20 protein-coding genes are annotated in these 23,367 nt (G+C 71.7%); 10 read left to right on the plus strand and 10 right to left on the minus strand.

Annotated features, from left to right (window positions below; translation table 11 throughout):
* Positions 1-40: 40 nt before the first annotated feature.
* From IPH07_05015 to IPH07_05030, 4 genes are read right to left on the minus strand one after another with little or no spacing between them, the layout of a single operon-like run.
* On the minus strand, positions 41-799 hold the full coding sequence (locus tag IPH07_05015; GenBank protein MBK6916740.1) for a hypothetical protein: 759 nt from the start codon (positions 797-799) through the stop codon (positions 41-43).
* 53 nt (positions 800-852) lie between these two features.
* Positions 853-1,641 (minus strand): hypothetical protein, encoded by a 789-nt coding sequence (locus tag IPH07_05020; protein MBK6916741.1) that lies wholly within the window; start codon positions 1,639-1,641, stop codon positions 853-855.
* Positions 1,638-2,189, minus strand: a complete 552-nt coding sequence (locus IPH07_05025) for a sigma-70 family RNA polymerase sigma factor (protein MBK6916742.1) — start codon at positions 2,187-2,189, stop codon at positions 1,638-1,640. Before IPH07_05025 ends, IPH07_05020 begins: the two co-directional genes overlap by 4 nt.
* Before the next feature lie 7 nt (positions 2,190-2,196).
* The gene (locus IPH07_05030) at positions 2,197-3,264 is read right to left on the minus strand and encodes a hypothetical protein (protein MBK6916743.1); all 1,068 of its coding nucleotides are present in this window, start codon (positions 3,262-3,264) and stop codon (positions 2,197-2,199) included.
* 349 nt (positions 3,265-3,613) lie between these two features.
* Between IPH07_05030 and IPH07_05035 the strand changes: the two genes are divergently transcribed.
* Positions 3,614-4,396 carry a 1-acyl-sn-glycerol-3-phosphate acyltransferase gene (locus IPH07_05035; protein MBK6916744.1) on the plus strand — a complete coding sequence of 261 codons (783 nt, stop codon included), beginning with the start codon at positions 3,614-3,616 and terminating at the stop codon, positions 4,394-4,396.
* Between the two features lie 22 nt (positions 4,397-4,418).
* Here the strand turns inward: IPH07_05035 and IPH07_05040 are convergent, their stop codons facing one another.
* Complete coding sequence (locus IPH07_05040) at positions 4,419-5,741, minus strand: hypothetical protein (GenBank protein ID MBK6916745.1); 1,323 nt, start codon at positions 5,739-5,741, stop codon at positions 4,419-4,421.
* A 162-nt stretch (positions 5,742-5,903) separates the two neighbouring features.
* On the opposite strand from IPH07_05040, the gene IPH07_05045 reads away from it, so the two are divergent.
* On the plus strand, positions 5,904-7,379 hold the full coding sequence (locus IPH07_05045) for a thioredoxin domain-containing protein (protein MBK6916746.1): 1,476 nt from the start codon (positions 5,904-5,906) through the stop codon (positions 7,377-7,379).
* Positions 7,380-7,382: 3 nt separating this feature from the next.
* On the opposite strand, the gene IPH07_05050 is transcribed toward IPH07_05045, so the two are convergent.
* The gene (locus IPH07_05050; protein ID MBK6916747.1) at positions 7,383-8,297 is read right to left on the minus strand and encodes a hypothetical protein; all 915 of its coding nucleotides are present in this window, start codon (positions 8,295-8,297) and stop codon (positions 7,383-7,385) included.
* A gap of 136 nt (positions 8,298-8,433) precedes the next feature.
* Positions 8,434-11,037 carry a hypothetical protein gene (locus tag IPH07_05055; GenBank protein ID MBK6916748.1) on the minus strand — a complete coding sequence of 868 codons (2,604 nt, stop codon included), beginning with the start codon at positions 11,035-11,037 and terminating at the stop codon, positions 8,434-8,436.
* A 222-nt stretch (positions 11,038-11,259) separates the two neighbouring features.
* Here IPH07_05055 and IPH07_05060 point away from each other — a divergent pair, with 222 nt between their 5' ends.
* The 4 genes from IPH07_05060 to IPH07_05075 all read left to right on the plus strand — a co-directional run bounded on the left by IPH07_05060 (position 11,260) and on the right by IPH07_05075 (position 15,558).
* On the plus strand, positions 11,260-12,198 hold the full coding sequence (locus tag IPH07_05060; GenBank protein ID MBK6916749.1) for a glycosyltransferase family 2 protein: 939 nt from the start codon (positions 11,260-11,262) through the stop codon (positions 12,196-12,198).
* Positions 12,195-13,226 carry a flippase-like domain-containing protein gene (locus tag IPH07_05065; protein ID MBK6916750.1) on the plus strand — a complete coding sequence of 344 codons (1,032 nt, stop codon included), beginning with the start codon at positions 12,195-12,197 and terminating at the stop codon, positions 13,224-13,226. Before IPH07_05060 ends, IPH07_05065 begins: the two co-directional genes overlap by 4 nt.
* 64 nt (positions 13,227-13,290) lie before the next feature.
* Entirely contained in the window at positions 13,291-14,970 is a 1,680-nt protein-coding gene (locus IPH07_05070; GenBank protein ID MBK6916751.1) for a hypothetical protein, read from the plus strand.
* 153 nt (positions 14,971-15,123) lie between these two features.
* Positions 15,124-15,558 (plus strand): tellurite resistance TerB family protein, encoded by a 435-nt coding sequence (locus tag IPH07_05075; protein ID MBK6916752.1) that lies wholly within the window; start codon positions 15,124-15,126, stop codon positions 15,556-15,558.
* Here IPH07_05075 and IPH07_05080 read toward each other — a convergent pair.
* Positions 15,555-16,514 (minus strand): GDP-mannose 4,6-dehydratase, encoded by a 960-nt coding sequence (locus tag IPH07_05080; protein MBK6916753.1) that lies wholly within the window; start codon positions 16,512-16,514, stop codon positions 15,555-15,557. The two genes, IPH07_05075 and IPH07_05080, sit on opposite strands and share 4 nt — an antisense overlap.
* Before the next feature lie 137 nt (positions 16,515-16,651).
* Here IPH07_05080 and IPH07_05085 point away from each other — a divergent pair, with 137 nt between their 5' ends.
* The 4 genes from IPH07_05085 to IPH07_05100 all read left to right on the plus strand — a co-directional run bounded on the left by IPH07_05085 (position 16,652) and on the right by IPH07_05100 (position 19,531).
* On the plus strand, positions 16,652-17,254 hold the full coding sequence (locus IPH07_05085) for a class I SAM-dependent methyltransferase (GenBank protein ID MBK6916754.1): 603 nt from the start codon (positions 16,652-16,654) through the stop codon (positions 17,252-17,254).
* 1 nt (position 17,255) lies between these two features.
* Positions 17,256-18,353, plus strand: coding sequence for a glycosyltransferase family 2 protein (locus tag IPH07_05090; GenBank protein MBK6916755.1), 1,098 nt, complete (start codon positions 17,256-17,258; stop codon positions 18,351-18,353).
* The gene (locus tag IPH07_05095) at positions 18,350-18,802 is read left to right on the plus strand and encodes a D-tyrosyl-tRNA(Tyr) deacylase (protein ID MBK6916756.1); all 453 of its coding nucleotides are present in this window, start codon (positions 18,350-18,352) and stop codon (positions 18,800-18,802) included. The genes IPH07_05090 and IPH07_05095 overlap by 4 nt, the downstream gene beginning before the upstream one ends.
* Before the next feature lie 96 nt (positions 18,803-18,898).
* Positions 18,899-19,531 (plus strand): hypothetical protein, encoded by a 633-nt coding sequence (locus IPH07_05100; protein MBK6916757.1) that lies wholly within the window; start codon positions 18,899-18,901, stop codon positions 19,529-19,531.
* Positions 19,532-19,546: 15 nt separating this feature from the next.
* Here IPH07_05100 and IPH07_05105 read toward each other — a convergent pair whose 3' ends face one another.
* Positions 19,547-22,504 carry a serine/threonine protein kinase gene (locus tag IPH07_05105; protein ID MBK6916758.1) on the minus strand — a complete coding sequence of 986 codons (2,958 nt, stop codon included), beginning with the start codon at positions 22,502-22,504 and terminating at the stop codon, positions 19,547-19,549.
* A gap of 59 nt (positions 22,505-22,563) precedes the next feature.
* The gene (locus tag IPH07_05110) at positions 22,564-23,301 is read right to left on the minus strand and encodes an SDR family NAD(P)-dependent oxidoreductase (GenBank protein ID MBK6916759.1); all 738 of its coding nucleotides are present in this window, start codon (positions 23,299-23,301) and stop codon (positions 22,564-22,566) included.
* Positions 23,302-23,367 lie beyond the last annotated feature (66 nt).

Genomic DNA, 23,367 nt, shown 5'->3' on the forward strand with positions numbered 1-23,367 from the left:
GACGCGCCAGCGTAGCGCGTTCGCAACCACCCTGCGTGCGTCAGCCCGGCAGCCAGCCCACCTGCACGTCGGTCCACACGAACGACGGCACGGTGACCTCGTCGCCGCCCTTGGGCGGCGAGAAGACGGCATCGGTCAGCGTCACGTCGACGGTCGTGAGGCCGTTCTCGTCGGGCGGATCGACCACCATCGTGACGGTGCCGCTGGTCGCGAGCCAGTAGATCACGAACGGATCGGTCTCGGGGGCGAGGTAGTCCGTGCACTGCATCAGGTCGGCGTCCTCGCCGACGGCGATGGTCGCAAACACCTCTGCGGCGGCGATGTCGAGCACCAACTCGAGCGGCGTACCGGCCGCGCCCGCCTGCCCGATGACGTCGCTCATGTCGTCCGTGTGGACGCCGAGCACGTGGAGGATGCCATCGGCGGCATAGACCTCGACGTTGCCACAACCGCCGGACGCGACGATGTTCTGCTCGAAGCCAGGCTCGGGGCCGTCGCAAACGTCGGGGTTGGGACAGCCGCCGGTCGTGGTCGCGCTGTCGGTGCCCTCGGCGGAGTCGTCGGTGCCGACCGAGGTCGTGTCGTCGCTGCCGGTCGCGCTCGTGGAGCCGGCCGACGTCGAGCCCATGCTGGCGTCGCTCGCGGTGCCCATCGCGGTGCCGCCCGACGACGACGACGCGTCGCTGTCACTCTCGATGCCGACGCCCTTCTCGTCCAGCACGCAGCCTGTCAGCGCTGCCATCCACGCCCAACCCGAGACCAACCCCACCGTGCGACCCATGTCCATCCATCGTGCCATGACCGTGGTTGTTCGCCGAGTGTCGGGTTCAGCACCGGCGGCCGAAGAAAATTTCAACGCCGCGCACAGGCCTCGTCGACGGTCGCCCGCAGGGGCGAGCCCGGGTGCGTGGCCGCGAACGCCGAGGCCAGCGCGGGTCCCTCGCCGTCATCGCTGCGGCAGCGCGCGACGGTGTCGATCGCGTCGAGCTCCGGTCGCAGCACGCCGCCCGGGAAGCGTCGGCGATGCTCGGCAGCGATGCTGCGTGCGGCCGCGAGCTCGCCCGCGGTCAGTGCCCGCTGCGCGCGGCCGAGCAGCGTCCGCTCGATCGCCAACGTCGAGGCCACCTCGGTCGTGTCGCCGCCATTCGCCGGCGAGCGCGTGTCGTCGTCGTCGGGCGTGTCCGGGCGCGCGCGCGGACGCGGCGCGGGCATCGATGCAGCGGCGCCCGTCGGCCGCGACGCGCCCGGGGCCGCCGTGGCGGCCGACGACGACGGCGGCTCGGCGACCGGCGGCGTGCGCCCGTCGGGATCGCCGATGGCGGTCGCATGGCCGCGGTCGGCTTCGGTCGCCCGCGCCGGCGTCGGCGGAGCTTCGCGCACGTCGCTGGCGAGGTCGTGCTCGACCGCCGCGTCCGTGCGCGGCGTGGTGATCGATTGCAGTCCCACCAGCGCTGCGATCGTGATTGCGGCCGCGGCCGCGGCGATCACCGCGACGCGCATGCCGTGCGCCGCGGGGTGCTCGAGCCGTCGCTCGACCCGCGCGAACGCGGCCCTCGGCATGCGACGATCGCCGCGATACGCGGCCAGCAGCGCGCGCGCGGCCGCGGGCAGCGGCGCATCGACGGGTTCACGGCGACTCATCGCGCCTCCGGGTCGATGCGCACGCCGTGGCCGGCGAGGAACTCGACGAAGTGCCGCCGGGCGAGTCGCAGCTTCGAGTAGACCTGGTTCGGACCCAGGCCCAAGCAGGCCGCGATCTCGGCGCCGCGTAGACCCTCGATCTCGCACAGCACGAAGACCTCGCGCTGCTCGGGGTCGAGGCCGGCGAGGAACGTCTCGACCAGCGCCGATGCGCGCGAGCGTGCCAGCTCGTGCTCGGGATCGACGTCGCCGACCCACGGCTCGACCGCGGCGAGTCGACGCCGCCCGCGGTCGTGGGCCCGGCGCCAGTTGGCCGCGACCCCGCGCGCGAGTCCGTACAGCCACGACGACGCCGAGGCGCGCGCGGGCTCGTAGCTGCCGAGCCGGCGGCGCGCGACCAGGAAGACCTCGTGCACGAGGTCTTCGGCGGCGTGCTCGGGGACGCCCAGGCGCAGCAACGCGCGCCACACGAGATCCGCGTGGGCACGGTAGAGCGCCGCCAGCGGGACGCCCGCCTCGCTGCCTGTGTCGCGATCTCGATCCGCCACCTGGGGCTCACCTGCGTGGTTGTCCGCCGCCGGCGACTCTCGTCAGGCCCGACAGCTGTACCCCTGCACTCGCCTGCAGCGCGAGCGGCCACGGCTGCGCGAAGCGATCCTCGCGGTTGGTGCGGAAGCCCCCGCGCAGCGCCGCGACCAGGGCGTCGAGGCCGAACACCAGCGCGATCCGGGGCCGCAGCGCGGCGACCAGCAGGACCCCGGGCCCCACGCCGAGCCACGGCTGTCGCGCCTCGCGGGGCAGCAGGGCCCCGCCACCGCGGCCGTGCAGCAGGCCGCCCCGGGCGCTGCCGCACACCGGCAGCGACAGCCGTCGTCGCTGCCATGCGACCACGCATCCGCGCAGGCCGACCGACCACGCCTGGGCCAGCACCGTGATGTCGGGGTTGCTCGCGGAGCGCAGGCGTCGACGTGCGACGTAGTCGCCCTCGACCACCGCGCGTCCCCGCGGCCACAGCAGGCCCATCGACGCGCCGACGTGGGCACTCGGCCCCGGCAGGCTGCCGACATCGAGGCCGAGCTGCGCGAGCGCGAGTGCGACCGGTGCCCGCACGCGTCGCGAGCTGCTCGGGGGCGTCGGTGTGGCCTCCGCCGCGCGGTTCACCGCCACCTTCGTGCGCTCGGGGGGCGCCGACGGCGAGGCGACGGTGGGCGTCGGCGATGGCGTGGGCACCGAAGCGACGACCGCGGGGGCCGGCGGCTCGGGCACCGGCGGCGCGACCGGATCGTCGATGCGGGTCAGCACCCGGGGGTCGACCGCGATCGCGACGATCAGCGCGGCGGTCGCGGCCAGCTCGCCGCAGTCGGGACCCTCGAGCACACGGGCGCCGCTGGCCTGTGAGGTCGCGAGGCGCAGTCGCCAGCCCTGCGCGATCGCCTCGACGTCCACCGTCGCGCGCAGCGGCGGGGACTCGCGCGGCGGCGCCCCGACCAGCAACGCGTCGACCCGCGCGCGCACGGTGTCGGCGTCGGGACAGGCGGTCGGCGCCGTCCAGTGCAGCTCGTAGCGCGGCGGATCGGCCGCGGCGTCGCGCGGGTAGAGCTGCCACGGCGCGAGCACGAGCACGGCCGTGCCCAGGCGGGGCCCAGGGGCGGCGCGACGTGGGCGACGGCTTCGCAACGGGGAGCCGCAGTATACGGTGCCGATGCGTGCGCCGAGCTGGCCGATGGCGTGCAAACCGTCCGGGGCCCGCCCCCCTCGGGGGCTCGAAACCCGGCGCCAGGCCATGCGGCGCGCCGCTTCGAGGCCGGCGACGCAATCGCGACAATCCGAGGCGGCGGCATGCGTTACGCCTGGACGGGTCGTGTTCGGTCTTCGTTCCCTCGCCCGTCGTCTCGCGTCGATCTCTTCGGCGCCGCTCACCGCGTTCGGGTACCTCGGGTTCGTCGGCTGCGTGGTCTCGTTCCTGCCGCCGATGGCGGTGGCACGGCTGCGACACCGCGGCGACGAGGGCCAGCGGATCCCCGGCCGCTGGATGCGACGGCTCGGCCGCACGATCACCCACTTCGCGCCGCAGTGGAGCCTCGCCGTCGAGGGCACGCTGCCGGCCGACATCGGCCGACGCGGCTACGTCGTGGTCGCCAACCACGAGTCGGTGACCGATCCGCTGCTGCTGTCGTGGGTGCCGTGCGACATGCGCTGGATCGCGAAGGAGGAGCTCTTTCGCATGCCGCTGGTCGGCTGGGCGATGCGGCTGTCGGGCGACATCCCGCTGCGGCGCGGTGACGGCGAGAGCATCCGCGAGATGATGGACGCCTGCGAGCGCTCCCTCGCGGCCGGCGTGCCAGTGATGATCTTCCCCGAGGGCACCTGCTCGAAGTCCGCCGAGCTGCTGCCCTTCAAGCTGGGCGCGTTCACCCTGGCGATCCGGGCCGGCGTGCCGATCCTACCGCTGGCCGTGGCCGGCAGTCGTGCGATGCGGGCCAAGGGCGGCATGCGACTGCTCGCGGCCGACGCCTGCGTCTGCGTGCTCGAGCCGATCTCGACCGAGGGCCTCGGCGAGGACGATGCACCGCTGCTCGCCGAGCGCGTGCGGGCGCACATCACCGCGGCGCTGCCCGAGCTGCGCGCGCGCTACAAGGCGCCGCGGCGGCCCGGTGAGCCGGCCACGCCGCAGGTCGACACGACCATCGGCGTGGACGGCGAGCTCGCGCCGGTGGCGATGCCCGTGACCCCGCGCCGCGTCGCGCGGGGCTGAACGCCACGTCCCGCCGCGGCGATCAACCGCTCGGGTTGCCGACCTGGCTGAGACCGAAGCCGGTCATGTCGCTGTACGTGTACGGGTAGTTCAGGCCCGCGACGGTGTCGACGATGCCGGTCGCCGGATCCACACGGTACGCCTCGTTGGTGTAGATCGCCGGGCCCCACACGTTGCCGTCGAAGTCGATGCTGACGCCGTGCACGTAGTTGGGGATGTCGATGGTCTGCACCACGCCGAGGGTCTCGATGTCGACCGCGACCAGCGGGTCGTTGGCGAACCAGATGAGGTCCTGGCCATCGGGCATGCAACCGCCGCCACCGTTGACCAACGCGGTCTGCCAGGTGCCGGCGTCGTAGTCGAAGCGGCCGGCCTCGTACGCGCAGGTCCACACGCGGTCGTTGCGGTCGACGGCCATGCCGTAGCCGCTGGTGGCCATGGGGAAGGTCTCGACATCGAAGCTGGCGAAGTCGACCCGCACGATGTGCCCGATGCCGAGCTGGCTGCCCCAGAAGTCGTTGACCGAGTTCACCGCGGCGCCGTAGATGCCGAAGTAGCTCGCGATGACCTCACCCGGCAGCGGCACGGTCTGCTCGATCGTGCCGGTCTCGCCGTCGAGCAACACGACGTCGATCAGCGGATCGTTGGCGCCCGAGGTCCACAGCTTGGTGTCGTCCCAGCGGCACAGCGTGTCGTTCCAGACCCCCGAGGTCCACGCCACCGGTCGCTGGCTGATGTACGCCATCGGCGTATGCCAGCCGACGCAGCCATCGGGCCACGGCTTGACGTCGGCGGGGCCGCTCGAGGTGTTGGCGGGGTTGGGGCAGTTGTCGATGAGCGCGTAGATCATCGTGACGCCGCCGCTGCGGTTCGCGATGGCCATGTCGCCGTTCAGGTTGACGGAGGTGCGCGAAGGGTTGCCGTTGCTGTCGGGGCGCGTGATGTAGCGACCCTCTTCGACCAGCGTCTGCGTGTTGATCTTGCTGACCGTGCTCTCGTTGGAGTTCGCGATCCAGATGTACGAGAAATCCGTCGCACCACCGCCACCGCCCTTGCCCCCGCAGTGCAGGTCGACGTCGGGGGTGGTGCCGAGGTCGAACTTGGGGCCGTCGGCCGCCGAGTCGTTGGCGGTGGTCGCCGCCGTCACGCCGCCGCTGCTGGTGCCGCCCTCGCCCGCGGTCATCGAGCCGGCGGTCGCGTCGGTGCCGGCAGTGCTGCCACCGCTGTCCGCCGATACGCTGCCGATGCCCGAGCTCTCGCCGTCACCCGAGGTGCGCGCCGTGCCCGAACCGTTGCCGCACCCCAACATCGCGGTGGCGCCCAGCCACACGATCGCCCGCTTCATGCCCATGGCCGCAGTATGCACAACCGCGATCGCGGCCCGCTGGAATTCGCCGTCGCGCGCGATGTGATCAAAGCGGCACGACCGAGGCACGGCGACGCGATGTGAGCCCGGCCGATCTGCGCGCGAACCAGATGCGAGCTGCATGTTAGGTTCGTCCGTGACATGGGCGCGAGATCGGCGGTGCGCACGGGGGTCTTCGCGGCCCAGCTTCGTTGGCTTTGCGGGTTTGCGGCGGCGCTCGCCTGCGCGCAGCATCCCGACGGCGCGCCGGTTTCCCCCGTGCACACGCCTGCGGTCGCGAGCGAGACCGAGGTCGTCGCAACGCCCACGGGTGTATCCCCGCGTGGCGACGCACGAAGCTGGCGCGCCGCCCTTCGCGACGGTCGCGTTGCGCTGCGCATCGACGGCTTCGTGGTCGCGCGCGGGGCCGCCTCGCCGCTCGTCACCGCGGTGCTGTTCGGCGACTTCACCGATCGGGGCAGCGCGACGCTGGCGGCCGGCTTCGAGGCCGCGCGGGTGCGCTGGCCCGACGACGTCCGCGTCGAGTTCGTGCACGTGCCGGCCGTGACCCGAGCGCTGGCGCAGGACGCCGCCCAGGTGGCGATCGAGGCCGGCCGCAGCGGACGCTTCTGGGCCATGCACGATCGGCTCTTCGCGACGCCGGTGGGGGACCGCGAGGCGCTCGTGGCGGCGGCGCAGGAGCTCGGCCTGGGTCGCGAGGCGGTGCTGCAGGCACTCGCCGATGGCGTGCACCGCCCGTGGATCGACGCCAACACCAGCGCGGCGCGGGCGCTGGGGATCGGCGCGGCGGGGGTCGGGTTCGTCAACGGGCGCGCGGCGCCGCTCGACGTCGACGGCATCGTCGCGCTCGTCGACGACGAACGCGCCGCGATCGCGGCGCTGGTCCGCGAGGGGCTGCCGCGTGCCGCGATCCGCGAGGAGATCCTGGCATCGGCAGCCCCCCCGACACCGGGCCCACCGGCGTCCGCCACCGCGGGTGGACCCGACCCGGCGGTGAACTACGCGATCGCGGCGCTCGATCGCCCGGTGCTCGGCCCTCGCGACGCGCCGGTCACCGTGATCGTGTTCTCGGATTTCCAGTGCCCCTTCTGTGCGCGCGTCCAGCCTGTGCTCGAGCAGCTGCGCGCGGCCCACCCCGACGACGTGCGCATCGTGTTCCGCAACCTGCCGCTGCCGTTCCACCGCCACGCCCGCGAGCTCGCGAAGCTGGCGCTGGCGGTCGATGCCCTCGCACCTGCGCGAGGCGGTGCCCGCTCGAAGTTCTGGCGCTTCCACGATCTCCTCTTCGCGCGCAAGGAACTCGGCGAGGCCAACTGGAAGTTCGCGGCCAAGCGCGTCGGCCTCGACCCCAAGCGGATCGCGAAGGCCAGTCTGGCCGCGGCGATCGAGGCCGCGATCGTGCGCGACGAGGAGGACGCGCGCGCGTTCGGGGTCAACGGTACGCCGACGTTCTTCGTCAACGGCCGCGTGCTCGTCGGCGCGCAGGGGCTCGAGTCGTTCGAGGCGCTGGTGCGCGAGGAGCTGGCCAAGGCGCAGCTGTTCGCGCAGGACGATGCCGGCGGCTCCGAGCCGTTCTACGATCGCCTCACGCGGGGCTTCGCGCCGCCGCCGTCGTAGCCGTCAGCCGCAGGTCCCGGGCTCGACGACGCCCATCATGGCGACGTTGGCGGGTGTGCAGGTGGTGCCCTCGGCGCAGTCGGTGTCGTCGTCGCACGTGCTGCAGATGCCGACCGCGGTGTTGCCCATCATGATGGTGTCGACGCCGCAGATGCCCGAGCTGCACACGCTGCCGTCACCCTGGCCCATGTCGTCGACCGGGCAGCCGCCGCCGTCGGCCACGCTGCCGAGCTCGACGCACGCGCGCCAGCTCGCGAACAGGCTGCCGTCGTAGTGCGGCGCACACACGGCCTCGCCAGCGCAGGGTGTGGTGTCGCTGCACTCGCTGCAGCGCTGCGGGCCGCCGCCCGCAAACGTCGAGCTGCACACCAGTGCGCCCATGCATCCGCGGTCGCTGTCGCAGCCATCCCCGAGCCCGCCATCGGTGCACACGGCGTAGCCGACCTGGAACTCGAACGAGCAGGTGCCCATGTCGCAGTCGGCATCCATCGCGCACTCGGAGCACACGCCACCGCCGGGGCCCGGCGGGTTGATGCAGAAGCCCGAGCTGCATGCGGTGGCGTCCATGCACTCGGCGCCGTTGGGCTGCATGCCCACGCCGGTGCTCGCATCGGTCGGATCGACGAAGCTGAAGGTGTCGGCGCCGCTGCTCGAATCGGCCGCAGTGGTGGTGCTGGTGGTCGTGGTGCCGGTGTCGGCCGCGGTGGTGGTGCTCGACGTGGCCGTGGTGCCGCCCGCGGAGCTGGTCGAGGTCGTCGCACCGCCCTCGCTCGAACTGCTCACGCCGCCGCTGCCGCTGCTGCCGTCGCCTTCGGCGGTGCGCCCGACGCAGGCCGGCGCGAGCAACAGCAGCAGCACGCACCGCGTGGCGTGATGGCGCGACCAGGGGCACGACGACGGCGACGAAGGGCAGTGCATGGCGAGGGACTCCGCGCGCGATGGTGGGTCCGCGGCACCGCCCTTGTCCATCGCCGGCCGCAGCGGTTTACGCGGGGTTTTCGGCCGACCCCGGCGCGACGAGGGCAACCCCCTGCCCGCCCGCGCGGCGCGGGTCTCAGCGCAGATCGATGTCGAAGCCCATGCGCGCGGTCTTCCCGGACTTGCCGCGCACCGTGACGCTCAGATCGATGGGGCTGGCACCTTCGAGCGCGGCGAGCGGGACGTCGAGCTTCTGGTGGCCGCCGCGGTTGCGGATCGGCACCCGCAGCAGCTGCACCCACGCTTGCGCGCCGCTGCTGCGGCCCTCGATCACGAACTCGAAGTCACCGCGCACGTTCTTGAGATCGCCGTCGTCCACGGCGAACCATCCTTCGAGGCTGTCGCCCGAGGGCTCGACGCCCTCGAGCACCATCGTCGCAGGCTCGTCGGCGGTGGCGTCGACCGTGACCGCGGGCCCGATCAGGCGATCGATCTTGAGCGGGCCGTTCTCGAAGCCGGTGACGTCGTCGGCCTTGCCCGCGCGCAGCCAGCCGGAGGTCAAGTGCGACTCGGCGCGAAAGCCCATCGCGTAGCGGGCGAGCAGCACCACCACCACCGCGGCACCGAGGGTGCCCATCACCCACGGGCCGAGCCAGCCCTCGATGCGGGCCAGCAGCTTCGCCGCGCGGGCCGGCCATGCCAGCATCGCGGCGCACAGCGCCATCGCCAGCGCCCACAGACCCACGCCGAGCAGATCGGCGGCCATCCAGTGGCGGTAGCGCAGCTCGTACACGCCGTCCTCGGCGTCGACCGACAACAGCATCGGGTCGGTGGCCGGCGTCAGGTTGCCCTTGCCGGTGCGAAACTCGCCCGCCCGTCGCTCGGCCTGGGTCGCGATGCGGCCCTTGCCGGTCGCCGGCACCTCGTACCACTCGACGGGCACGCCGTCCTTGAGCAGCTGCCAGCGGGGGTAGCCGGCGATGTTGAACTCGAGGCGCGAGCCCTCGGTGGCGCCGGTGACCTGCACCGACACGCGCTCGTGATCGGCGTCGTCGACCAACACCTCGAGCTCGCCGTCACCGACGATGCGAGCGACCTGCTCGGTCACCTTGCGCTCGAACACCTTGATGCGACCGAAGCGCTTGACGACCTTGGCGCCGCGTCCACCGCTGGTACCGACCACGTACTTCACGCGCAGGCGGTCGAGCACGCTGGCCTGCTCGGTCTCGGGCCGATGCACGAACACCTCGCCCGGGGTGTAGCCGAGCTTGTACGCGGGCGCATGGTTGTACGCGGGCGCGTCGGCGTAGACGTGGCTGTGTCGGCGGGCCTTGTAGGCGAAGCGGAAGTACTCCTCGCGGCCTTCCCACTTCTTGCGCGCCCACTCGTTGAACGCCGCGAAGTCCTTCTCGAAGCGCTTGTCGCCCTTGATGTGCTCGATGCGGAAGTCGCCGACGCCGCCCTTGTTGGCGGCCCATCCGGCGCTGCCCATCATCGCGCCGCCGGCCGCCAGCGCGAACGCGATCGCGCCGAGCCCCATCGCGACGTCGCGGCCCCCAGCGTCGTCACGACGCCAACGCGCCCAGCCCCAGCGCACCGCTGCCACTGGCAGCGCGGCGCCGGCGAGGTAGAGCCCGGGCTTGGCGCAGATGATGAAGCGTTGGTACTGCAGGTAGCGGAAGCTCTCGGACAGCCAGTCGAGTCGGAAGCGGAAGAAGAAGTCCGAGGTCGACATCATCCACAGCAGCACCGCCAGCACCGCGAGGCCCTTGGCGAAGCGCGTGCCTCGGATGACGCACCACAGCAGGCCCGCGGCGATGCCGTAGCCGACCGCCGGCTGCATGTGCTTGGCCCACGAGCCCGCGGTCGCGACCCGCGACACCATGGTGCCGAGGTCGCTGTAGAGCGTGCCGAAGTTCGCCATCCACGCCCGGTTGGCGAACAGCGGCACCACCCACCACGCCGCCAGCGCGCCGCCGAGGCCCACCGCGGAGCCGAAGCCGACCAGCACCCGCGCCATGCGGGCGCGCAGGCCCAACGCCAGCACCATCACCGCGCACGCCAGCGCGACCATCGGCAGTGCGATCGGGTGCGCCAGCAGGGCCGCGCACACCAGCACCGCCGGCAGCACCAGCTTGCGCGGCGCCAGCGTGTCGGCCTGGACGATCATCGCGATCTCGGCGACCGCCCACCAGATCAGCGCGCACGCGATCGGCTGCAGCCACACGCCGAAGTAGACCGTGTAGCTCCACCCGCCCTCGCGCAGGACGCCCTCGTCGAAGTACGCCAGCGCGGCCGCGATCACACCGGCGGCGGGGCCGAGGCCCATCGCCCGCGACACCCGCAGCAGCGCGAGGCCCTGCATGATGTAGCCGGCGGCGAACACGAAGCCGTAGCACTTCGCCCACGGCAGCAGCCCGAACGACGCCGCGCGCAGCAGCAGCACCGAGAGATCGCCCAACACCGGATACAGCTCGCCGAGCGGGAAGCCGAAGTACCAGTAGGTCGACCAGCCGGAGACATGGCCACCCTTCCACTCCTCGCCCAGCATCCACGCGCGCGCGAGGTGGATCGTGTGATCCTGCGACAGCGGCATGTGCCCGAGCGGGCCCGGCCAGATCAGCACGCACGCGAGCGCGACCACGATCCAGCTCGGCCACTGCCGCGCGAGCGCGATCGTCCAGCTGCGAAGTGCGACGCCGACACGAGCGATGACCCGACCGAAGCGCGGTGAAGGCATGGGCGTCTTTGGAGACCGAAGCCGCGCCGCGGGGGGCGGACGCCGTTTGGGCCGGCGGAGTCTACAGTGCGATCCGAGCTCGCTTCAACTGCCGCAGCGGCTACGGCGACGGCGCCGTGGCGTGGTGCGCCGGAGGTGATCGTGGCCCGCCCCGGCGTGGGTTCGTTGTGGTAAAGCATCGGGGCCGTGTGCTTGTGGAAACGCACGGTTAGGCGCTGTTCCATGACTGACCTGGTTCCGATCACCAACGCCGATGCGTCCATCACGACCACCGGTGCCTTCATGCACGAGCACGCCGGGGTGTCGATCGTCATCCCCGCGTACAACGAAGAACGCGGCGCGGGCCCGGTCATCGAGGAGATGTTGGCGCTGTTGCGGCGCGAGCTCGCGAACATCCCGTGGGAGGTGCTCATCGTCGACGACGGCTCGTCCGATCGCACCGCCGAGGTGATCGCGAAGTACGAATCCGACGAGCTGCGGCTGATCCGTCACCCGCACAACCGCGGCTACGGCGCGGCGATCAAGACCGGCGTCAATGCGGCGGCCCACCCGTGGATCCTCATCACGGACGCCGACGGTACCTACCCCGCCAAGCACATCCCGGAGCTGCTCAGCCACCGCCGCAACTTCCACATGGTCGTGGGTGCGCGCACCGGGCCCAAGGCCGCGGTCGCGATGCTGCGGCGCCCGCCCAAGTACGTGCTGCGCAAGCTCGCGTCGTACCTCAGCCGGCAGGACATCCCCGATCTCAACAGCGGGCTCCGGCTGATGCGCAAGGACATCCTGCAGCGCTTCGAGAACATCCTGCCCGATCAGTTCAGCTACACCACGACCATCACGCTGGCGATGTTCTCGGCGGGCTTCCACGTGAAGTACCTGCAGATCGACTACTTGAAGCGCGAGGGCAAGTCGAAGATCCGCCCCATCGCCGACACCATCGGCTTCACCAAGCTCATCTTCCGCACCATCCTCTACTTCGATCCGCTGCGGGTGTTCATCCCCGCCGCCGGCCTGTTCATCATCGCCTCGCTGCTGGTGGCGTCGATCTCGGCGATGTCCGGTCAGCTGATGGATGTGACGACGGTGCTGCTGTTCACCACCGGCTTCCAGCTGTTGATGATGGGCATGCTCGCCGACATGCTCAACCGTAGGCTGCCGTGATCGAGGGCGCGCCGCCGCCCGAGACCCCGCAACCAGACCCCGAAGGGCCCGCGCGCGCGACAGCAGCGGCGCCCGAGCCCGCGGCCCGCCGCTTCCGCCTCGACTGGCGCATCCTGCCGCCGCTGGTGGTGACCGTGGTGGTCATGCTCGTGCTGGTGCGCCGGCTCGCCGGCCCCGAAGCCTTCTTCGCGGCGCTCGCGGGCGCCGATTGGAGCCTGCTGTTGGCCGCGGTCGCATTGGTGGCGGCGAACCTGTGGCTGGCGGCGCAGCGTTGGATCGTCGTGCTGGCGGCGATGGGCATCCGACTGTCGCTGGCGCGCGCGCTGGAGGCCATGCTCGCGACCTGGCCGCTGGCGCTCCTCACCCCCGGGCGCGCCAGCGACGTCCTGCGCGGGGTCGCGATCCGCGACGTCGCGCCGGTGCTGGTCGGCACCGGCAGCGTGCTCGCCGAGAGGGCCATCGACCTGCAGAGCCTGTGTCTCATCACGCTGGTCGGGGGCGCCATGGTCGGGGTCCGCAGCGCGGTGGTGCTGGCGGCGGTGCTGTTGGCGCTCGAGTGGGCGGTGATCGTGCTCGTGGTCCGGCGTGCCGACCTCGTGCTGCGCCTGCCGCTGCTGCGGCGGCGCCCCGCGCAGGTCGAGCAGCTGCTGCTGGCGTTCGGCGCGTTGCTGCGCGCGCCCCGGCGCCTGCTGGTCGCGGCGCTGCTGTCGCTGTCGTCGTGGGCCGCGGCGGTCGCGATGCTGCAGACGCTGCTGTGGATGACCCACGCCGAGGTCGATCCGCTGCGCACGCTGGCGCTGTGGCCCGCGGCCGTGCTGGCCGGCATGGTGCCGATCACCCTGGCCGGCATGGGCACCCGCGACGGCGCGTTCGTGTACCTGCTGGGCGCGACCGGCTACCGGCCGATCCTCGAGGGGCCGCTGCTGGCGGCCACCTTCGGCTACGCCGTGCTGGGCACGTTGCTGTTCGCGATTGCGGGCATCCCCTTCACCGTGCGGTTCGTGCTACGCCTCTCGCGCGCGGGTTGACGCCCGCGTCGCCGTCGTCGCAAGGGGCGTCGGTGGTCCCGTCTGGTTTCGAAGAGGTCGATCCATGTCCGAGCGCTTCTCCCAACCCCCCGCAGGTCACCGCGACTGGTACGCGTTCGAGGCCATCCGCGCGCTGCCTCGCATCCTGCTGATGGTCGACAAGAACCCGTTCTCGAGCACCTACGGCTGCTTCGATCGCGAGTTCTGGCACTACCGCACGATCGACTTCCCGTGCGGCATGAGCCAGGAGTTCTGCCTGCCGCTGGCGCTGGCCTACGAGCACCCGTTCCCCGGCAACCCGTACTACCGCAACGAGCGGCTGCGCGAGCTGGTGATCGGCTCGATCGAGTTCGCGAAGAACTGGTCCCACGCCGACAGCTCCTGCGACGACTACTTCCCGTTCGAGCGGGCCCTGGGCGCGCACGTGTTCTCGACCTACGCGATGGCCGAGAGCTACCGCGTGCTCGGGCTGCGTCGGCCCGACCTGCTCGAGTTCCTGCGGGCGCGCGGGCACTGGCTGGTCAAGCACAACGAGAGCGGACAGCTGGCCAACCACCAGGCCCTGGCCGCGCTCGCGCTCTACACCGTGTTCGAGCTGACCGGTGACCCCGCGCTGCGCAAGGCCAGCGACGACTTCCGCGACATCACGCTGTCGTGGCAGAACGAAGAGGGCTGGTTCCAGGAGTACGAGGGCGCCGACCCGGGCTACCACTCGTGCTCGATCGCGTTCCTCGCCAAGCTGTGGCAGAAGAGCCGCGACGAGTCGCTGGTCGCACCGGTCGGGCGCGCGATCGAGTTCGCCAGCTACTTCATGCACCCCGATGGCTCGTACGCCGGCGAGTACGGCAGCCGCAACACCTATCACTTCTATCCCCACGGGTTCGAGGTCTTCGCCGACCGCTTCCCGCTGGCCGGCCGCGTGGCGCAGACCTACCTGCAGCGCGCGCTGCCCGAGCGCCGTCGCTACTTCAACGACGACAACCGCATGTGCGCGCACTACGTCTACGACTGGATGCACGCGTGGCTCGACTGGCAGGGTGATCACCGCGACGGCACGCTCGAGGATCATCGCGGGCCGTTCACGAAGTGGTTCCCCAACTGCAAGCTGTTCGTGAAGAAGACCCCGCGCTACTACGCGGTGCTGGCGATGAACAAGGGCGGCGTGCTCAAGGTGTACGATCAGGACGGCCCGCTCTACAGCGACACCGGGCCGATCCTCAAGACCAAGGACGACGACGTGCTGGTCTCGCACCTGGTCGACGACCACAGCTGCGAGGCCGATCCTGCGGCCGGGCGCTTCTCGACCAAGGGGCGCTTCAGCAAGCGCAAGCACCAACTGCCGAGCCCGGTCAAGCAGGCGGCGTTCCGCGCCATGAACCTCACGCTCGGGCGCTACAACCCCAACCTCGTGCGCACCACGCTGCAGAAGATCCTCATCACCGGCAAGCCGCGCACCGAGGTCGCCTTCGCGCGGCAGATCGAGTTCACCGACGACGCGATCACCGTTCGCGATCGCGTCGACGCCACCGGCTGCGACCTGCAGTTCGCGCGCATGGCGATCGGCTCCGACGCGACCTCGATCTACGTCGCCAACTCGACCAACTTCCAGGAGTCGATGCTGCTGCCGTGGGTCGAGCTGTCGAACTTCGCGCCGACCCTCAACGAGCAGCGGGTCGTCGAGCTGCCGCCCCGGGTGGTCGATCGCGCGCATCAGGGCTACGCCCTCGGCAAGCCGCAGTCCTAGCGAGCTGGGCCTGCTCGCCGCCGGCGGTGTCACAATCGCCGGCGGCACGACTCCACCCTTGGCCGGCGGCGAGCCCCGTGGGGCCACCGCCCACCCTCCTCCACCCTCCTGCACCCGCCACGTCCGCCAATCCCCTCGGAGTACCGAACACCCATGGGCCTGCTCTCCAAACTCACCGGAATGACCTCCACCAAGCAGCCGAACGACAACGTGCTGTTGGTCCACGCCATGTTGCTCATGGCGGGTGCCGACGGTGCGATCGAGTCGGAGGAGATCGCCACCGTCGAGGCGTTCGTCACCTGCCTGTCGGAGTTCAAGAGCGAGAACTTCGGCAACCTGGTGGGCGAGGCGCAGAAGATGCTGCGCAAGTACAACAGCCTCAAGGAGTCGGTCGCGGCGCTGCAGCACCTGAGCACGCCGGCGCTGCGCTACAAGGCCTTCGTGCTGGCCGCCGACATCGCGATGAGCTCGGGCGACGTCGACGAGGCCGAGGACCAGCTGCTCGAGACCATGCAGCGCCTGCTGCAGATCGACGACCAGACCGCGCAGACGGTGATCTGGGTGCTGCAGCAGAAGTACGCGCGCTAGCGGCCGGCCCGCAGCCAGCGAGCAAAGACCGCCAGTCCCTCACCGAGCGGTGTGCTGGGCGCGAAGCCCAGCCGCTGCTCGGCCTTGGTGACGTCGGCGAAGGTGCGCGGCACGTCGCCGGGCTGCTCGGGCAGCCGCTCGATGATGGCGGTGACACCGAGCACCTGCTCGAGCGCGGTGACCAGCTCCGCGAGTGTGACGGGACTCGAGTTGCCGAGGTTGAACACCTCGTGGCCCTGCGCGTCGAGCTCGATCGCGGCCCGCACCCCGCGGATGATGTCGTCCACGAAGGTGTAGTCGCGCGAGGTCGAGCCGTCGCCGTACAGCTCGATGCTACGACCGGCCAGCATGCGCTCGGCGAACTTGCGGATCGCGAGGTCGGGCCGCTGGCGGGGGCCGTAGACCGTGAAGAAGCGCAGCGACACGATCGGCAGCCCGTACAGGTGGCTGTACGCGTGGCACATGGCCTCGTTGGCCAGCTTGGTCGCGCCGTACGGTGAGGCGGGCCGCAGCAGCGCGTCGGTCTCGGCGAATGGCACCTTGGTGTTGAGGCCGTAGACCGAGCTCGACGACGCGAACACGAATTTGCGCACGCCGTGGTGGCGGGCGGCCTCGAGCAGGTTGAGCGTGCCGCCGGCGTTGGTGGTCTCGTACAGGTACGGGTCGACCAGCGAGGGCCGCACGCCGGCGCGCGCGGCCAGATGCACGATGCACTCCGGCGTCGTGTCGCGCACCAACGCGTCGATGCGCCCCTGGTCGCGGATGTCGGCCTCGACCAGGCGGTAGCGCGGGTGCTGCAGGTGCTCGCGGATGTTGGCGCGCTTGAACGCGGGATCGTAGTAGTCGTTGAAGTCGTCGATGACGGTGACGGTGCCGCCGGACTCGAGCAGGCGATCGACGAGGTGGCTGCCGATGAAGCCGGCGCCACCGGTGACGAGATACTTCGCGTAGTGCATGGCAGGTCGATCCAGATGGCCGCTGCGGCCCCGCGCGCGGGCGCTGGTCAGCACGGCCGGCCGTCAGTATACCTGCAGCTCGCGGACACGAGTCCGCGCACCCGTTCCATCGCATGGCCCACCGCATGGCCCACCGCATGGCCGAACCCAGCAGCAACGCCCGCAAGCACGCCAGCCGCAATCCCCTGCAGCGCGCGCTCATCGGTCACTTCACGCGGGTGCTGGTGCGCGAGGTCGCGGCGCTTCGACCGCGACGGGTGCTCGAGATCGGCTGTGGCGAGGGCCACATGTTGGCGGCGATCGCCGATGCAGGGTTGGGCGCGGAGCTCATCGGCGTCGAGCTGTCGGCGACCGCCGTCACGCACGCTCGGGCGCGCCTCGGCAGCCGGGCGCGCATCGAGCAGGGCAACGCGCTCACCCTCGCCGACGACCACGCCGCGGATGTCGTGCTCATGCTCGAGGTGCTCGAGCACCTCGCCGATCCGAGCGCGATGTTGCCGGTGCTGGCTCGACTGTGCCGCCCGTACCTGGTCGCGTCGGTGCCGTGGGAGCCGATGTTCCGGCTCGCCAACCTCGCGCGCGGGCACCACCTGCGCCGGCTGGGCAACCATCCCGAGCACCTGCAGGCATGGAGTCGACGCGGCTTCCTCGAGTTCATCGGCCAACGCTTCGAGCTGCGCGGCGCGCCGCTCGTGCCACCGTGGACGATGGTGGTCGCGCGCGCGCGCGCGGACGAGTAAGGTGGCGGACGTGAAATCCACCAGCCTCGGCGTCTCGGTCGTCGTGCCGGTGTGGGACGAACGCGAGTCGCTGCCGCAGCTGCATCGCGAGTTGATCGCAGCGCTCGAGGGCTGCGGCCGCAGCTTCGAGGTGCTGTTCGCCGACGACGGCAGCACCGACGGCAGCGCCGACCTGCTCGACGCACTGGCCGCCGCGGATCCCCGCATCCGCGTGGTCCACCTGCGCAAGCACTTCGGCAAGTCGCCGGCGCTGGCGGCCGCGTTCGAGCGGGTGCACGGCGAGGTCGTGATCACCCTCGACGGTGACCTGCAGGACGACCCCGCCTGCATCCCGGAGTTCCTCGCGCGCATCGACGCCGGCGCCGACCTGGTGTCGGGCTTCAAGCAGGTGCGTCACGACCCCCTGGGCAAGACGCTGCCGTCGAAGTTCTTCAACCGCGTGGTCCGGTGGGTCTCACGGGTGCCGCTGCGCGACTTCAACTGCGGCTTCAAGGCCTACCGGCTCGCGTGCATCCGCGAGCTCAGCGTCTACGGCGGCTTCCATCGCTTCTTGCCGGTGCTGGCGAGCGAGCGCGGCTTCCGGGTCGAGGAGCTGGTGGTGCAGCACCGGCCCCGCGTGCACGGGCACAGCAAGTTCGGCGCCCTTCGCATGTTCGAGGGCTCGCTCGATCTGCTGACGGTGCTGATGGTGACCCGCTTCCGCACCCGGCCGCTGCACCTGTTCGGGTTGCTGGCCGGCGTGAGCGGCACGGTCGGCCTCTCGCTGCTGGCGTACCTGACGGTGCTGTGGTTCATGGGCGAGCCCATCGGCACGCGACCACTGCTGACGCTCGGCGTGTTGCTCACGCTCGCGTCGATCCAGTTCGTCGGCACCGGTCTGGTCGCCGAGCTGCTGGTGCGCACGACCATCACCAACCGCGAGATCGTCTCGGTGCGCGAGTCGCCACCGCGCTCGCCCGTGCTCGCGCAGCACGGACGGCCGCCCGCCGTCCTGGCGCCGCCGCCCGGCCCCGCCGCCGCGCTCGCGCCGTCCGAGGCCTCCGGCCCGGCCCATGCGGGCGGTGGCGAAGCGCCATCGAGCTCGGGGCGACCGCCGTGAAGACGCTGGTGCAGCGGGTGAGCGAGGCGTCGGTCGAGGTCGACGGTGAGATCGTCGGTCGCATCGGCCGCGGGCTGGTGGCCTACGTGGGCGTCGAGCCAGGCGACGTCGAGGCCGACGCCCTGACCACCGCGCGCAAGCTCGCCGAGATGCGCGTGTTCCCGGGCCGCACCCCGATGGACCTCGACGTCCGCGAGGTCCAGGGCGCACTGCTGGTGATCAGCCAGTTCACCCTGATGGCGTCGCTGCGCCGCGGTCGGCGGCCGAGCTTCGAGGGGGCCGCGACACCCGAGCTGGCGCGAACGCTCTACGAGCGCGTGTGCAGTGCGCTGCGCGATGCGGGGCTCGAGGTGCAGCAGGGCCGATTCGCGGCCCACATGATCGTGCGGCAGGTCGGCGATGGGCCGGTATCGATTCCCTTTGCGACCCACGATGGCGCGCTGTTGTGAGCGACGACTTGCCCGAAGGATCGAGCATCGAGATCGATGGTGCGAAGGTGATGCACTGCGCTTGCGACCTCGGTGAACTCGGGTACCTTGGCTACGATGCGGACGGTATGTGTACTCGCGTTGGTGTGTGCGTGTGCGACCTCGGATCGCGGGCCGGAGGCCGACGAGCTCGAGGCAACGCTGCGTGCGGGGTTCTTCCCGTCGCCGGCCAACTACCCCGGCAACGGTGACATCGCCGTGTACGAGGGGGCCTCGACGGCGAGCGAGGAGTGCCTCATCTACACCACCGTCGGCACCGAGGTGCACCAGGGCCCCGCCACCGGGCCGGTGATCGCACAGGTGGTCGGCAACACCATCCTCGATGCGAACGGCGTGACGCTGTGCACGCGCGACGGCAACGAGCTGGTGGAGCGGGTCCGCATCGGCGCGCAGGAGACCGACGAAGTGTTGTTCACCGTCATCGGCCGCTGGGTCTTCGAAGGCGACGTGGTCTTCGCCAACAAGACCATCGTGCAGATCCTGGCCGACCTCGACGCGCAGCTGCTCTATACCTTCAACGGTCCACACATCTACGACCACTCGCCGTGGGACGGCCCGGTGCTGGCGACCGCGACCTCGCCGCTCACCAACGCCAGCAAGACCCGCAAGCTGGTGCTGTCGTCGATGATCGCCGCGGAGTGCGGCGGGCTCGGCCTGTGGGTCGACGAAGACGGCGACCACACGCCCTGACGCGGCCGCGCGTGCTCACGGGGTGACGGCCAGCCACGCGGCGATCTCGTCGCGCAGCGCGGCGTCGTCGAGTCGGTCGGCGTCGTGCGCGAGCGTCCGGCGCAGCGTGGCGAGCTCGGCCGCCGCCGGCTCATGGGCGGCGAGTGCCTGTGCGAGCGCGAGCTGACTGCGGCGTTGGTCGCTGAGCGGACGATCATGGGCGAGGTCGTGCTCGAGCGCCTCGCGGGCGAGCGCCACCGCCTCGGCGCCGCGGCCCTCGCTCCGGGCGAGCGCACTGCGGGCGACCGCGAGGTCGGAGACGTCGTGACTGGCAGGGTCGGCGAGCTCCGGCAGCAGCTGCCGCGCCGCGTCGCAGTCGCTGCGGGCGGCGGCCAGGTGCCCGAGGTGGACGTTGGCCTCGCAGCGATGGATGACGCTGCGCAGGCGCGAGACCACGCGGGTCCGGCCCGCGCGCTCGAACACCGCGATCGCGTCGGTGAAGGCGTCGACGGCCGCGGCGTCGTCACCCGCCGCCATCGCGCTCTGGCCGAGGTTGTTGAGTGCTGCCGCGGCGCGGATGTCCTTGCTGTCCCGACCGCCCATCAGCGCGACCGCCCGCACGAACGCCCCCTGCGACGCGGCCCACTCGCCTTGGCGCCGGTGCAGCACGCCCAGCGCGATGAGCACCTCGGCCACGCTCGGGTGCAGCGGACCATACACCGCCTCGCGGATCGCCAGCGCGCGCTGGTACAGCGCGCGCGCCCGGTCGTGATCGCGGCGCCCCTCCAGCACCGCGTTGCCGAGGTTCAGCGAGGTCGTCGCGACCAGCGGGTGGTCCTCGCCGCGCACGCGGCGTGCGTCGTCGAGTGCGAGCGCGAGCTGCTCCTCGGCCTCGGCCCAGCGCCCCATGCGGATCAACGTCAAGCCGAGATCGTTGCGGGTCCCCGCCAGCTGTGGCTCGTCGGGATCGATCGACTGCCGCACCGAGATGGCCACGCGGAACTGCTCGAGCGCGAGCTCGGATTGATCGGCGTCGCGCATCACCACGCCGAGCGCGTGGGCCAGCCCGGCCTGCTGCCACGGCAGCTCCCCTGCCCGCTCGAGCGCGGCCTCGGCCGCGACGCGATGCAGCAGGCCCTGCTCGGGTCGGTGCTGATCGAGCCCGACCAGCTGCACGAGCATGGTCCACGCGTCGGCCTCGAACTCGAACAGGTGCGCCCGCGCGGCGTCGCGGATCGCGGCGACGTAGGCCTCGTGGGCCGCCGCCAACTCGCCGCCACGCCGCAGCGCGTGGGCCAGCACCATGCGCGCGTGTACGCGGGTGCGCGCGTGCTCGAGCGCGCCCGCCTCGAGCCAGGCCGCGCGGGCGAGCTCGAGCGCGGGCGCGTTGCGATAGGCCCGCAGCTGCGCCTCGGCGTGGGCCAGGGTCTCGCGCACGCGCAGCACCTGGTCCTGCTCGTGCGGCAGCGGCGGGGCATCGTTCTCGCCCGGGCGGGCCGCCAAGCACGGCGCGGTCGCGGGCAGGCGCAGGGTCGCGTCGATGGCCTGCTCGACCATGCGCGCGTCGACCTCGTCGCCGGCCAGCAGCTCGACCAGCGCCGAGGCCTCGAGCAGGCGATCGTCGAGGCACGCCATGCGGTGGTCGAGCAGCGCGTCGGACTGCTCGCCGCGGACGCGCGTGGCCTCGCAGACCTGCTCATGCAGGGCCAGCCAGCCGGCCATGCGTTCGTCGAGGATCGCCTTGCTCCGCTCGAATGCCGCCGCCGCGAAGCTCGAGCCGGTGTCCGCGAACGCGCTGCGAACGGCCTCGGCCTGCGCGGGACCCCACACCGCTGTGACCCGCTCGCGCGCCGTCGGGCATGGGTCGCCGGTGCCCAGCCACAGCGCCCCGGCGAGTCCGGCCGCCGCCGCGACCACGCCGCCGGCCGCCAACCACCGTCGACGCCGCCGCCGCGCCGTGCTGCGCTCGAGCGCGTCGATCAGCTCGTGCATGTCGCGGAAGCGACCCACCGGCTCGCGCGCGAGCATGCGGAACACCGCGCGATGCAGCCACGCCGGCACCTCGCGGTCGCGCGGCGGCGGCGAGATCTGGCCGTCGAGCGCGGCGTACATGGCCGTCTTCGCGTCGCCGCGAAACGGCAGCACGCCCCACAGCGCCTCGTACAGCGAGACCCCGAACGCGAACTGATCCGCGGCCGGCCCGACGCCTTGGTTGAGCATCTGCTCGGGGGCCATGTACGCCGGCGTGCCGACCCGACGACCGACCGCCGTGAGTCGCTCGGGCTGTGCGGCGATCGGTGTGCGGTCGTCGTCGTCGTCATCGAGCGAACGCTCGACGCTGTGGGGATCGCCGTGTTCGAGCGCGAGGCCGAAGTCGAGCACGACCACGCGCCCGCCCGACTCCACGCGGACGTTCGCGGGCTTGAAGTCGCGGTGGGTGATGCCAGCGGCGTGGGCGGCCGCGAGCCCGCGCGCGGCCTGCACGAACTTCACCACGATCTCGCGCCAGCTGCGGGGACGCTCGTCGAGCCATTCCGACAGCGACTGCCCCTCGACATACTCCATCGCGATGTAGAGGCGCCCCTCGAACACGTCGACGTCGTGGACCGCGACGACGTTGCCGTGCTTGAGCTTGGCCAGTGCCCGCGCCTCGCGGTGCAATCGCGCGCGGGCGGTCGCAGTGCGCTTGGGATCCTCGAACTCGCGCTGACGCAGCAGCTTGAGCGCGACCTTGCGATCGAGCTTGGGATCGTAGGCGGTGCACACCACGCCCATGCCGCCGATGCCGATCACGTCGAGCACGGCGTAGCGACCGATCTTGCGCGGCAGCTCCGGCAGCGAAGGACGGGCCTGGGGCGGCGGATCGTCGTAGCCGACGGTCGGCGAGCTCACCCGCCCGCCGGCCAACACCACCAGCTCACCCGTCGTGCCCTCCGGCGACATGTGCAGCTCGACATGGTCGCGCAGTTGGGGGCGCGCCGACAAGGAATGCATGGCGCGTGGCGGCGTACGGCGAACGCGTCCCCGCAGACGTCGTTTCGGCCACGGGGCCTCTAGAACCCCACGCGTCGCATGACGAACCGCGGCAGTGCGCGAATGACCAGCATCACCCAGCGCCACATCCATGGCGCGTACGTGATCGGACGGCCACGATCGATCGCCCGCAGGGCCGTGGCCGCGACCTGCTCGGGCTCGCCGGCGAACGGCGGTGGCCGGAGCCCCGCGGTCATCGTGGTCTTCACGAACCCGGGCTTGATGCACACCGTGCGCAGGCCCGCGGCGTGGAAGCGGTGATCGAGCGCCTCGAGGTACGCCGACAGGCCGGCCTTGGCCGCACCGTAGAGCCCGACCGGCTTGCGCCCGCGATCACCGGCGACCGACGAGAACACGCACAGCGTGCCGCCGCCGCGCGCCAGCAGCCGCACGCGCGCGGCCTCGCAGAACGACACGGTGTGGGTGAAGTCGATCGTCAACAATCGACGCAGCAGCACCGGGTCGGCCTCGAGCGCGTCCTGGGTCGCGAACATGCCCGCGGTCACGACCACGGCATCGAGCCCACCCAGCGACGCCTCGGCGGTGGCGAGCGCGGGCTCGAAGTCGTCGGGCCGCTCGAGATCGCAACGCGCGACGGTGATGGTCGCCTGTGGTGCGCGCGCACGTAGGTCCGCGGCACTGCGCTCGAGGTCGTCGGGGTCGCGGCCCAGCAGACACACCGCGTCACCGCGCGCAGCGAGCAATCGCGCGAGTGCTCGACCCATGCCCTTGGTGGCCCCCAGCAGCGCAAGCTTCACGTCGTCCTCCGTCCCGCCCCGCGCCGACGCTCTCGCATCGGCACGCCGCGGGCCCGACCATACCGA

This window comes from Deltaproteobacteria bacterium (assembly GCA_016709225.1).
Classification (GTDB): domain Bacteria; phylum Myxococcota_A; class Polyangia; order Nannocystales; family Nannocystaceae; genus Xiheibacterium; species Xiheibacterium phototrophicum.

Bases quoted from the DNA above. Each gene is read 5' to 3' on its own strand.
- IPH07_05015 (MBK6916740.1), bottom strand. From the start codon at position 799: ATGGCACGATGGATGGACATGGGTCGCACGGTGGGGTTGGTCTCGGGT.
- IPH07_05020 (MBK6916741.1), bottom strand. From the start codon at position 1,641: ATGAGTCGCCGTGAACCCGTCGATGCGCCGCTGCCCGCGGCCGCGCGC.
- IPH07_05035 (MBK6916744.1), top strand. From the start codon at position 3,614: ATGGCGGTGGCACGGCTGCGACACCGCGGCGACGAGGGCCAGCGGATC.
- IPH07_05040 (MBK6916745.1), bottom strand. From the start codon at position 5,741: ATGAAGCGGGCGATCGTGTGGCTGGGCGCCACCGCGATGTTGGGGTGC.
- IPH07_05045 (MBK6916746.1), top strand. From the start codon at position 5,904: ATGGGCGCGAGATCGGCGGTGCGCACGGGGGTCTTCGCGGCCCAGCTT.
- IPH07_05050 (MBK6916747.1), bottom strand. From the start codon at position 8,297: ATGCACTGCCCTTCGTCGCCGTCGTCGTGCCCCTGGTCGCGCCATCAC.
- IPH07_05055 (MBK6916748.1), bottom strand. From the start codon at position 11,037: ATGCCTTCACCGCGCTTCGGTCGGGTCATCGCTCGTGTCGGCGTCGCA.
- IPH07_05060 (MBK6916749.1), top strand. From the start codon at position 11,260: ATGACTGACCTGGTTCCGATCACCAACGCCGATGCGTCCATCACGACC.
- IPH07_05070 (MBK6916751.1), top strand. From the start codon at position 13,291: ATGTCCGAGCGCTTCTCCCAACCCCCCGCAGGTCACCGCGACTGGTAC.
- IPH07_05075 (MBK6916752.1), top strand. From the start codon at position 15,124: ATGGGCCTGCTCTCCAAACTCACCGGAATGACCTCCACCAAGCAGCCG.
- IPH07_05080 (MBK6916753.1), bottom strand. From the start codon at position 16,514: ATGCACTACGCGAAGTATCTCGTCACCGGTGGCGCCGGCTTCATCGGC.
- IPH07_05085 (MBK6916754.1), top strand. From the start codon at position 16,652: ATGGCCGAACCCAGCAGCAACGCCCGCAAGCACGCCAGCCGCAATCCC.
- IPH07_05100 (MBK6916757.1), top strand. From the start codon at position 18,899: ATGCGGACGGTATGTGTACTCGCGTTGGTGTGTGCGTGTGCGACCTCG.
- IPH07_05105 (MBK6916758.1), bottom strand. From the start codon at position 22,504: ATGCATTCCTTGTCGGCGCGCCCCCAACTGCGCGACCATGTCGAGCTG.